This window comes from Pseudomonas syringae (genome assembly GCF_000737245.1).
In the GTDB taxonomy this organism is placed as follows: domain Bacteria; phylum Pseudomonadota; class Gammaproteobacteria; order Pseudomonadales; family Pseudomonadaceae; genus Aquipseudomonas; species Aquipseudomonas syringae_J.
Genome location: NZ_JPQU01000059.1, coordinates 14,917 through 27,299 on the forward strand (window position 1 = coordinate 14,917; position 12,383 = coordinate 27,299).

The window sequence follows — 12,383 nt, forward strand, 5'->3', positions numbered from 1 at the left end:
CAGCACATCCGGCACATTCTCTGTGTCAGGAATGCCCCCTTCCCGGCTAAAGCCGGTCCCACGGGGACCTCAGATCAACTCAACCCCATCTCACCCCAGATACGCAACACTTCACGGCGTTCAACTTCAAACTGATCACCGGCAACGACACCTGCCTGATTCTGCAGAGCCTGACGGTGAGCCGCCGAACGGTACGCTTTGTAAGCCTCGCGCAACAAGCCGGCATCGGCGGCGGGGATCAGCCCGGCCTCTTCCAGCCCTTCAAGAATACGAATGTTATCGGTGTAACGCAGCAGTGCCGGATGTTCCCGGGACCACGCCAAGGCCGCGTATTGCACCATAAATTCGATATCGACGATACCACCGGCGTCCTGCTTGAGGTCGAACGACACTGTCGGCAAGAACGCATTGGCTGCCGTACCGGCCGCAGTTGCCTTGGTGCCGAGGCTGCCGCGCATCTTGGCGCGCATCTCACTGACCTCCTGGCGCAGCTTGTCCAGATCGCGCTCATGGCCCAGCACCGCAGCCCGGACTTTCTCGAATGCCTGACCGACTTCCCTGCTGCCCACCAGTACACGGGCACGGACCAGCGCCTGATGCTCCCAGGTCCAGGCTTCGTTTTCCTGATAGCGGGAAAACGCTCCCAGGGAACTGACCAGCAGCCCCGAAGCACCCGACGGACGCAAACGCATGTCCACTTCATACAGCTGGCCGGAGTTGGTCTGCGTGGTCAGCAAATGGATGATGCGCTGCCCGAGCCGGGTGAAGAACTGCGCGCTGTCGATGGGCTTGGCGCCGTCGGTTTCGGACTGAAGGTCACCATCATGAATGAACACCAGGTCCAGATCCGAACCATGCCCCAGTTCGATGCCGCCGACCTTGCCATAGCCGACGATGACAAACCCCGGGTCACACAGACTGCCGTCTGGTCGCGACGGCGTACCGTGACGAGCCACAGTGTGCCGCCAGGCCAGCGCCAGGACTTGTTCGAGAATCGCCTCGGCGAGCCAGGTCAGGTAATCGCTGACCTTCATCAAAGGCAGGCTGCCGGTGATTTCCGATGCCGCAACTCGTAACCGATGCGCGAGCTTGAAATGGCGCAGGGCTTCCATCTGCTGCTCCAGGTCATCCTCCGGAATGCGCGTCAGTCGCTCACGCAATTCAGCTGCCAGTTCGGGCGCCAAAGGCGGACTGAACAGGCGACCTTCGTTGAGCAGTTCATCGAGCAACAGCGGGAAACGCGTGATCTGTTCGGCGATCCATGGACTGGCCGCGCACAAGGTCAGCAAACGACGCAAGGCATCCGGGTTTTCCGTGAGCAGCACCAGATAAGCCGAACGCCGCGCAACCGCCTCCACCAGCGGCAGCACCCGCTCAAGCACCAGATCGGGATTGGCATGCTCGACAGCTTGCGCCATCAACCTTGGGATAAAGGCATCGAGCCGCTCGCGACCCAGGCGCTGCATGGACCGCAGTTGCGAGCTGTGACGCAGGTCATTGAGGTTTTTCAGCGCTTTTTCCGCATCAGCAAAGCCGTTCGCCAGCAGCTGCCGACACGCGGCGTTGTCATCCTGGGATTCTTCCCACAACGGCAACCACTCGCCACCGACCACCACTTCGGTATCTTCCTGCTGCTCGTCATCCGGGTCTGAATCAGGATCGGCGATGACCTGACGAAAATGCCAGGACACCCGTCCACGCCAATACATCAGCCGTTCATGGAAACTCTGCCAGTCCGCAAAGCCAAGCATGAAGGCGATGCGCGCCTGATCCTGCTCGCCATCCGGCAACATTTGCGTCTGACGGTCGGCGATGGCCTGGATGGCGTGCTCGGTATAACGCAGGAATTCATAACCCTGACGCAGTTCGTCAGTCACCGCCGCAGGCAGATAACCTTGGCCTTCGAGGGTTTTCAGCACTTTGAGCAACGGCCGCTGTTGCAAGCTCAGATCGCGGCCGCCGTGGATCAGTTGAAAGGCTTGAGCGATGAACTCCACCTCGCGGATGCCACCGGCGCCCAGCTTGATGTTTTCCGCCATACCCTTGCGGCGCACCTCCTGCTGAATCAGCTGTTTCATGGTGCGCAGGGCTTCAATCGCCGAGAAGTCCAGATAACGGCGATAGACAAAGGGCCGAAGCATATCCAGCAACTGCTCACCCGCCGCCTGATCACCGCCCACCACCCGAGCCTTGATCATGGCGTAGCGTTCCCAGTCCCTACCCTGATCCTGGTAATACTGCTCCAGCGCATTGAAGCTAAGCACCAGGGCCCCGGATGAACCGTAAGGCCGCAGGCGCATGTCGACGCGGAACACAAAGCCGTCGACCGTGATCGGGTCCAGCGCTTTGATCAAGCGCTGCCCAAGGCGAATGAAAAACTCCTGATTATCCAGCGGTCGCTTGGTCCCCACGGTTTCGCCGCCTTCGGGGTAGGCGAAGATCAGGTCGATATCCGACGACAGGTTCAGCTCCACCGCGCCGAGCTTGCCCATGCCGAGGATTACCATCTGCTGCGCTTCGCCGCTACGACGACCGGTCGGGGTGCCGAACTGCTCGCAATGACGTTCGTACAACCATTGATAGGCCAGGTCGATGCTGGCGTCAGCCATCTCCGACAGATCGCGGCAGGTTTCCACAAGATCGGCCTGACGGGTCAGGTCGCGCCATATGATCCGTACTTGCTGGCGCGTGCGCTGGCGACGTAGATTACGCCCCAACTCGTCTTCACTGGTGGCTTCAGTCAACGCTGCAGCGATCTGCGCGCGCAATTCGCCAGGCGCGAAACTGCGCTCCAGCTCACCGCATTCGGCGAGTGCCAAAAGCATTTGCGGGTCGCGACAGACTTGCTCCGCGACGAAGTCGCTGGCAGCGCAAACGCGGTCGAATGCAGCGCGTCGCGATTCCGGCCAGGCATCGAAAGCAGCCGAAGCGCTGTCCGACGCAGCAGCGAGTGATGTGCGAAACGTCTGTTGCGCACGGGTGACTAAAGGCAGCAGGATGGCCGGAAGATCGGCCAGCAAAGGGAGGCTCATGGTCTATCCTAGATCGGCGTGCGAAAGACGCAGTACCATGAACGAAACACCTATGGCACTGACCGGACTGTCGAACAAAAGTCATAAATTGCTGGAATAGTAGATTTCTCAGCAGCTGATGACTGTTTTAGTCAGATTATGTTTATTTTCTACTAACCGTAACGATTTATCTCACAACATCGAAGGAGCGGTTTAGACGCTTAGCTGTAGTTTCACTACTGCCCGTACAATTCGAAAGGCTGAAATGACGGACGATTTGTAGTAAAACTACACGCCGCCGGATCAACCGCCGGTCATCCAAGAATTTATGTCGTCTGCCCACAAGGCCAGTCGCAAACACTCAGGCAACCGATTCTGGAAGCCTTTCCGCCCTGGAGCAAGCCATGCAAGACCTCGATCCCGTCGAAACCCAGGAATGGCTGGACGCCCTGGAATCGGTTCTCGACAAAGAAGGCGAAGACCGTGCTCACTACCTGATGACCCGTATGGGCGAGCTGGCCACCCGTAGTGGTTCGCAGCTGCCGTACGCCATCACCACGCCTTATCGCAACACGATTCCGGTCACTCACGAAGCACGCATGCCTGGCGACCTGTTCATGGAACGCCGCATTCGCTCGCTGATCCGCTGGAACGCGTTGGCCATGGTTGTCAAAACCAACCTGAATGACCCTGACCTGGGCGGTCACATCTCCAGCTTCGCATCCAGCGCCACGCTGTATGACATCGGCTTCAACTACTTCTTCCAGGCTCCGACCGACGAACACGGCGGCGACCTGATCTACTTCCAGGGTCACGCATCACCAGGCGTTTACGCCCGTGCGTTCATGGAAGGCCGGATCACTGAAGAGCAAATGAACAACTTCCGTCAGGAAGTGGACGGCAAAGGCCTGTCCTCTTATCCACACCCGTGGCTGATGAAAGATTTCTGGCAGTTCCCGACCGTTTCCATGGGTCTGGGTCCAATCCAGGCGATCTACCAGGCGCGTTTCATGAAGTACCTGGAGCATCGCGGCTACATTCCTGAAGGCAAGCAGAAAGTCTGGTGCTTCCTGGGCGACGGCGAGACCGACGAGCCGGAATCCCTGGGCGCCATCGCGCTGGCCGGTCGTGAAAAACTCGACAACCTGATCTTCGTCGTAAACTGCAACCTGCAGCGCCTTGATGGCCCGGTTCGCGGCAACGGCAAGATCATCCAGGAACTCGAAGGCGTTTTCCGCGGTGCTCAGTGGAACGTGACCAAAGTGGTCTGGGGCCGTTTCTGGGACCCACTGCTGGCCAAAGACGTCGACGGTATCCTGCAACGTCGTATGGACGAAGTCATCGACGGCGAGTACCAGAACTACAAAGCCAAAGACGGCGCCTTCGTACGTGAACACTTCTTCAACTCGCCAGAACTCAAGGCGATGGTTGCTGATCTGTCCGACGACGAAATCTGGAAGCTCAACCGTGGTGGCCACGATCCGTACAAAATGTACGCGGCGTACCATCAAGCCGTTAATCACAAGGGTCAACCGACCGTGGTTCTGGCCAAGACCATCAAAGGTTATGGCACCGGTGCCGGCGAAGCGAAAAACACTGCGCACAACACCAAGAAGGTCGACGTTGACAGCCTGCGTCACTTCCGTGACCGCTTCGATATCCCGGTCAAAGACGACCAGCTGGAAGCCCTGCCGTTCTACAAGCCAGAAGAAGGCAGCGCCGAAGCCCGTTACCTGAGCGAGCGACGTGCCGCGCTGGGCGGTTTCGTGCCACAGCGTCGTGCCGAAAGCTTCAGCCTGCCGACCCCTCCACTGGAAACCCTCAAGGCGATCCTGGACGGCTCCGGCGACCGCGAAATTTCCACCACCATGGCCTTCGTGCGAATCCTTTCGCAACTGGTCAAGGACAAGGAAGTTGGCCCGCGCATCGTTCCGATCATCCCGGACGAAGCCCGTACCTTCGGTATGGAAGGCATGTTCCGCCAACTGGGCATCTACTCTTCCGTCGGCCAGCTCTACGAGCCAGTCGATAAAGAACAAGTGATGTTCTATCGCGAAGACAAGAAAGGCCAGATTCTCGAAGAAGGCATCAACGAAGCAGGCGCCATGTCCTCCTTCATTGCGGCCGGTACTTCGTACTCCAGCCACAACCAGCCGATGATTCCGTTCTACATCTTCTACTCGATGTTCGGTTTCCAGCGTATTGGCGACCTGGCATGGGCCGCTGGCGACAGCCGCACCCGTGGCTTCCTGATTGGCGGCACCGCCGGCCGTACTACCCTGAACGGCGAAGGTCTGCAGCACGAAGACGGTCACAGCCACATCCTGGCTTCGACCATCCCGAACTGCCGCACCTTCGACCCGACTTACGGTTACGAGCTGGCTGTGATCATCCAGGACGGCATGCGCCGGATGTTCGAAGAACAGCAGGACGTTTTCTACTACCTGACCGTGATGAACGAATCCTACGCCCAGCCAGCCATGCCGGCCGGTGTCGAGGAAGGTATCGTCAAGGGCATGTACCTGCTCGAAGAAGACACCAAGGAAGCAGCGCACCACGTCCAGTTGCTGGGCTCGGGCACCATCCTGCGTGAAGTTCGCGAAGCGGCGAAAATCCTGCGTGACGAATTCAACATCGGCGCCGATGTGTGGAGCGTTACCAGTTTCAACGAACTGCGTCGCGACGGCCTGGCCGTAGAGCGCAGCAACCGTCTGCACCCAGGCCAGAAGCCTGCGGTCAGCTACGTTGAAGAGTGCCTTGCTGGCCGTAAAGGTCCGGTGATCGCATCGACCGACTACATGAAACTGTTCGCTGACCAGATCCGTCAGTGGGTTCCGACCAAGGAATACAAAGTCTTGGGCACTGACGGTTTCGGCCGCAGCGACAGCCGCAAGAAACTGCGTAACTTCTTCGAAGTCGACCGTCACTTCGTCGTGCTGGCCGCTCTGGAAGCCTTGGCTGATCGTGGCGATATCGAACCTAAAGTCGTGGCAGAAGCCATCGTCAAGTTCGGCATCGACCCTGAGAAACGCAACCCACTGGATTGTTAAGAGTCTGCTTCGAGATCGTATAGCGCGCTGAAAAGGAGCGGCAAGGCAGCCGGAGATGCGGAATTTACGAACGTAAATGAGCATCCAGGCTGTTTTGTCGTAACTGACTTACCCGGCGCAATCGAGAGTGAACAGGTTCTCCGAAGGAGAGACATTGTGAGTGAGCTAATTCGCGTACCCGACATCGGCAACGGTGAAGGTGAAGTCATTGAATTGATGGTCAAGGTCGGTGATCGCATCGAAGCCGACCAGAGCGTCCTGACGCTGGAGTCGGACAAGGCGAGCATGGAAATCCCTGCTCCCAAGGCTGGCGTCATCAAGACCATGAAAGTGAAGCTGGGCGATCGCCTGAAAGAAGGCGACGAGCTGTTCGAGCTTGAAGTTGAAGGCGAAGCAGCCGCAGCTCCGGCTGAAGCTGCTGCTCCGGCCGCTGCTGCACCGGCTGCGCAGAAGCCAGCTGAAGCGGCTCCGGCACCTGCTGCCGAGCCGGCTGCTGCCGCTGCTGAAACCGTGCAGGACATCCACGTACCGGATATCGGTTCGTCGGGCAAAGCCAAGATCATCGAGCTGATGGTCAAGGTGGGCGACACCATTACCGCGGATCAATCGCTGATCACTCTGGAGTCCGACAAGGCCAGCATGGAGATCCCGTCTCCAGCTGCCGGCGTTGTCGAAGCCATCCTCGTCAAGCTGGAAGACGAAGTCGGCACCGGCGACCTGATCCTGAAATTGAAAGTAGCCGGCGCTGCGCCTGCTGCTGCACCCGCTCAAGCTGCTGCGGCCCCTGCTGCACCGGCCAAGTCTGAAGCTGCACCGGCTGCCGCGCCTGCGCCAAAAGCAGAGGCTCCGGCCGCTGCTCCGGCCCAGACTGCTGCGCCTGCCAAAGACGGCGCCAAGGTTCACGCAGGCCCGGCGGTTCGCCAGCTGGCCCGTGAGTTCGGCGTTGAGCTGAGCGCCGTGACCGCCACCGGCCCACACGGCCGTGTACTGAAAGAAGACGTGCAGGTTTACGTCAAGACCATGATGCAGAAGGCCAAGGAAGCTCCAGCTGGCGGCGCAAGCGGCGGCATGGGCATCCAGCCAATTCCGGAAGTCGATTTCAGCCGTTTCGGCGAAATCGAAGAAGTGCCGATGACCCGCCTGATGCAACTGGGCGCCACCGGTCTGCACCGCAGCTGGTTGAACATCCCGCACGTTACGCAATTCGACCAGGCCGACATCACCGATCTGGAAGCTTTCCGCGTTGCGCAGAAAGCTGTTGCCGAGAAAGCGGGCGTCAAGCTGACCATCCTGCCTCTGCTGCTCAAGTCATGCGCCTTCCTGCTCAAGGAACTGCCGGACTTCAACGCATCCCTGGCGCCAAGCGGCAAAGCGATCATCCGCAAGAAATACGTGAACATCGGCTTCGCCGTGGACACTCCGGAAGGTCTGCTGGTCCCGGTCATCAAGGACGTCGACAAGAAGAGCCTGCTGCAACTCGCTGCCGAAGCCGCTGTACTGGCCGAGAAAGCACGCAGCAAGAAGCTGTCGGCCAACGAGATGCAGGGCGCATGCTTCACTATCTCCAGCCTCGGTCACATCGGCGGTACCGGCTTCACGCCGATCGTCAATGCGCCTGAAGTGGCGATCCTGGGTGTCTCCAAGGCAACCATGCAGCCAGTCTGGGACGGCAAAGCCTTCCAGCCGAAGCTGATGCTGCCACTGTCGCTGTCCTACGATCACCGCGTGATCAACGGCGCAGCCGCCGCGCGCTTCACCAAGCGCCTGAGCGACCTGCTGGCTGATATCCGCACGATCTTGTTGTAAGGCTTAGAGCTGCATTGCCCTCTGTGGGAGCGAATTTATTCGCGAAAGCGGTCTGTCAGACACTGACTTGTCTGATGTGCCGCCCCCTTCGCGGATGAATCCGCTCCCACAGGTATTTGCGTCGCAGCGACCAGTTTCACCGAGCCAAACCGCTCGACCTCAACCCCGCCAATCTGGCGGGGCTTTTTTTTGCTACTCACTTCTCAATTTTCAGCGAAATACCATTGATCAACGGCCACCCTGAAATCTCTTAAATCATTGATTTAGAGAGTTTGTGTCAGATGGGGTACAGAACTCTCGCTTTCCGCCGAAACATTTATAGCACTAAGCCATCCTGCTCCCTTGTCAGCCAGTGCTGCATGATGCAACCTTGCCATACGCGATGCAGGAAGGGCCCCGCCCCGCACGCGCTCAGTATTTTGGAAGCGAGTTTCATTCATGAAGAGCCAACCTGATGCTGTCGCTAGAACGGCAGCCGAGGTAGTGACGCAATTGCCGGTGCCTTCGCGGCTCGGCATGCTGCGTTTCGAACGGCTGAATGAAGCCAATTGGGCGCTGCTTTATCTCGATCCCAACTGTGAAAAACAGTTCGGCCTGGCCGCCGTGGAGCTTTGTGCCTTGCTGGGGTCGCCTTACGCCAGCCTCATGGAGCCTGAGGCCCGCTATCAAGTCCACGATGTCATTCAGTCGCAGCTTTCAGTGGCGCACCATTACACCGTGCATTACACCCTGCACACCGCCCATGGCCCGCTTGCTGTCATTGAAATAGGCGAAGGCTACAAACAGCACAATCGTCATTTGTTGCGCGGTTATCTGCTGGTGGTCGATGGTCTGTCTAGCGAAAGCGTTTTGACCTCCAGTCCCGATCTGGAAACCCAGAACTCCCGCTTGCAAATCGCTCTGGAACTCAACCAGCGTGCGCAAAAGGAACAGCTCGAACATCTTGAGCGGGTCCGCGCACAACAAAACTTGATCCTGCACCTGGCCCGCCAGCGTTACAGCACCAACAATGCGCTGCAGGAAGCCGCAGAGCTAATCACCAAAAGCGCGTGCGAGATTTACGACATCGCCAGCGCCAGCATGTGGAACCTCAACGGTCAGCGACTTGATCCCATTGCCGAATATAGCCGCGAGAGCAAGGAACACTGCTTACCGCTGCCCATCGACATCAGTCTCTACCCGAGCTACCTCGAAGCGCTGCACAACAGCCGCGCCATCGACGCCCATGACGTCCAGCTTGACCCCCGCACCCGCGAGATGGCATCCAGCCTCAAGCCCCGGGATATCAGCGCGATCCTCGACGCCAGTATTCGCATCGATGGGCAAGTGGTCGGCGTACTCTGCCTCGAGCAAACCGGCGCGCCCCGGGGCTGGCAGTCTGATGAGATCGCGTTTGCCGGCGAACTTGCCGATCAGTTTGCACAAGTCATCAACAACCAGACGCGACGCACCGCTACCAGCGCCTTGCATCTTTTCCAGCGGGCCGTCGAGCAGAGCGCCAGTGCGTTTATGCTGGTCGACTGCAACGGACTGGTGGAATACGTGAACCCGAGTTTCACGGCCATTACCCAATACACCACCGATGAGGTCCACGGGCACAAGCTCTCATCGCTGCCAGCTCTGGAAAACCTCAGCGATCTGCTGCAAGACGCCAACTCCAGCCTGGCCAAAACCAACAGTTGGCAGGGCGAATTCAAAAGCCGGCGGAAAAACCTGGAACCGTACTGGGGCCAACTGTCGATTTCCAAGGTTTATGGCGACAACCGCGAGTTGACCCATTACATCGGCATCTATGAAGACATCACTCAGACCAAGCTGGCGCAGCAGCGTATCGAGCGTCTGGCCTATACCGACAACCTGACGAACCTGGGTAACCGTCCGGCGTTCATCCGCAACCTGGACGAGCGTTTTGCCCGGGACAGCGACACGCCGATGAGCCTGCTGCTGGTGGACATCGATAACTTCAAGCGCATCAACGACAGCCTTGGCCACCAGACCGGCGATAAGCTGCTGATCAGCCTTGCCCGACGCTTGCGCAATACACTAAGCCCTAGCGACATTCTGGCGCGCTTCGCCAGTAACGAATTCGCGGTATTGCTGGACCAGACCAGCCTGGAAGCTGGGCAAAGCATTGCCAGCCAGGTGCTGGCTACCCTGGACAAGCCAATCTTCGTCGATAACCAGTTGATCAGCGTGACCGGCTCGGTGGGCCTGGCCTGTGCCCCCTTGCATGGCAGGGATCCGCAGACCCTGATGAAGAACGCGGGCCTGGCGCTGCACAAAGCCAAGGCCAACGGCAAACATCAGGTGCAGGTGTTTACCGAAGCCCTCAACGCCGAAGCCAGCTACAAGCTGTTCGTCGAGAACAACCTGCGCCGGGCCCTGACCCAGAACGAACTGGAAGTCTTTTATCAGCCCAAGCTGTGCCTGCTCAGCGGCCGCCTGCTGGGTATGGAAGCCCTGTTGCGCTGGAATCACCCGGAAAAAGGCATGATCCGGCCAGACCAGTTCATCAGCGTTGCCGAAGAGACCGGCCTGATCATTCCTATCGGCAAATGGGTCGCACGCGAGTCCTGCCGGATGAGCAAGCAACTCACCGCCGCAGGCTTCGGCAACCTGCAGGTCGCGATCAACGTTTCACCCAAGCAGTTTTCCGATCCCGAACTGGTGAGCGCGATTGCGGCCATCCTCAAGGACGAACAGTTGGATGCATCGCTGCTGGAGCTGGAGCTGACCGAGGGCCTCCTGCTCGAGGCCACCGAAGACACCCGCCAGCAGTTGGACTCTTTGAAGAGAATGGGCCTGTCGCTGGCCATGGATGACTTCGGCACCGGCTATTCGTCATTCAGTTATCTGAAGAAATTCCCCATCGATGTGATTAAGATCGACCGCAGCTTCATCCGCGATATTCCGGATGACCAGGACGATATGGAAATCACCTCGGCCGTGATCGCCATGGCCCACAACCTGAAGCTCAAAGTCGTGGCCGAAGGCATCGAAACCGCTGCCCAACTGGCGTTCCTGCGTCGCCATCGCTGCGATGTGGGCCAGGGTTATCTGTTCGATAAACCCATCCCCGGCCATGAACTGATCGAAAAACTGCGCCGCTACCCACGCGGGCCGTTGGCCTGACAGGCTTTCCTGTGTCCGGTTATATCGGGCACACTAGCTTCCTCTAAAATTCGGTTCCTGAACTGTGGGAGCGAGCTTGCTCGCGAAGACGGCGCTTCTGTCGGCAGAGTTTCTTCGGGTGTACTGGCCTCTTCGCGAGCAAGCTCGCTCCCACGGATCTTGAGTTGTCTTCAGCCATCACATTCGTCCTGAACCACCTGCAATCAAGAGGAACTGGCTCATGGCTCTACGCTCGGAAATACTCGTGAACAAAAACGTACTCCCTACCGCCGACCAGGCACTTCCCGGTCGCGAAACACCTATGTCCCTGCCCGAAACCCATTTCGTCAACGGCAACCCGCTGCTAGGCCCGTTTACCAGCAATGTGGAATTCGCGATCTTCGGCCTGGGTTGTTTCTGGGGCGCTGAACGTCGCTTCTGGCAGAAAGAAGGAGTGGTCAGCACAGTGGTTGGCTACGCAGGTGGCTTTACGCCGAACCCGACTTACGAAGAAGTCTGCTCAGGCCTGACCGGCCACAGCGAAGTCGTACTGGTGGTCTACGAACCTGAGAAGGTCAGCTATGACGAACTGCTGACCCAGTTCTGGGAACTGCACAACCCAACCCAAGGTATGCGCCAAGGCAATGACATCGGCACTCAATACCGCTCGGTGATCTACTGCACCAACCCGGAACAACTGGCTGCAGCGAAGGCCAGCGCAGCGGTGTATCAGGCGGAGCTGAGCAAAGCCGGACTGGGTGAGATCACCACCGAAATCGACCAGGCCCCGACCGTCTACTTCGCCGAAGCGTATCACCAGCAATACCTGGCCAAGAATCCTCAGGGCTATTGCGGGATTGGTGGGACGGGCGTGTGCATGCCACCGAGTCTGGCGGGGAATTAAGCCAGTTCATGTCGTGGGACCGGCTTTAGCCGGGAAGGCGTCAGGCGTCACACCGCATAATTGATGGCGCTCATACCGGCCTCTTCCCGGCTGAAGCCGGTCCCACGTCGGGTTGTGTCGTGGGACCGGCTTTAGCCGGGAAGGCGTCGGGCGTCACACCGCAGAATTGATGGCGCTCATACCAGCCTCTTCCCGGCTGAAGCCGGTCCCACGTCGGGTTGTGTCGTGGGACCGGCTTTAGCCGGGAAGGCGTCGGGCGTCACACCGCAGAATTGATGGCGCTCATACCAGCCTCTTCCCGGCTGAAGCCAGTCCCACGTCGGGTTGTGTCGTGGGACCGGCTTTAGCCGGGAAGGCGTCGGGCGTCACACCGCAGAATTGATGGCGCTCATACCGGCCTCTTCCCGGCTGAAGCCGGTCCCACGTCGGGTTGTGTCGTGGGACCGGCTTTAGCCGGGAAGGCGTCGGGCGTCACACCGCAGAATTGATGGCGCTCATACC

Annotated in this window: 5 protein-coding genes; 4 read left to right on the forward strand and 1 reads right to left on the reverse strand. The window is 58.9% G+C overall.

Translation table 11 applies throughout. From position 1 onward, the window contains the following. Positions 1–74: 74 nt before the first annotated feature. Positions 75–3,032: a bifunctional [glutamate--ammonia ligase]-adenylyl-L-tyrosine phosphorylase/[glutamate--ammonia-ligase] adenylyltransferase gene (glnE, locus tag IV01_RS05745; RefSeq protein ID WP_032630544.1), complete on the reverse strand. Its 2,958-nt coding sequence runs from the start codon at positions 3,030–3,032 to the stop codon at positions 75–77. Between the two features lie 383 nt (positions 3,033–3,415). Between glnE and aceE the strand changes: the two genes are divergently transcribed. The 4 genes from aceE (at position 3,416) to msrA (ending at position 11,882) form a co-directional block, all read left to right on the forward strand. Further along, the gene (gene aceE, locus IV01_RS05740) at positions 3,416–6,061 is read left to right on the forward strand and encodes a pyruvate dehydrogenase (acetyl-transferring), homodimeric type (RefSeq protein WP_032630545.1); all 2,646 of its coding nucleotides are present in this window, start codon (positions 3,416–3,418) and stop codon (positions 6,059–6,061) included. Between the two features lie 156 nt (positions 6,062–6,217). Further along, complete coding sequence (aceF, locus tag IV01_RS05735) at positions 6,218–7,867, forward strand: dihydrolipoyllysine-residue acetyltransferase (RefSeq protein WP_032630546.1); 1,650 nt, start codon at positions 6,218–6,220, stop codon at positions 7,865–7,867. A gap of 438 nt (positions 7,868–8,305) precedes the next feature. Continuing rightward, on the forward strand, positions 8,306–10,999 hold the full coding sequence (locus IV01_RS05730) for an EAL domain-containing protein (RefSeq protein ID WP_032630547.1): 2,694 nt from the start codon (positions 8,306–8,308) through the stop codon (positions 10,997–10,999). 220 nt (positions 11,000–11,219) lie between these two features. Further along, entirely contained in the window at positions 11,220–11,882 is a 663-nt protein-coding gene (msrA, locus tag IV01_RS05725) for a peptide-methionine (S)-S-oxide reductase MsrA (RefSeq protein ID WP_032630548.1), read from the forward strand. The last annotated feature ends 501 nt before the right edge of the window (positions 11,883–12,383 follow it).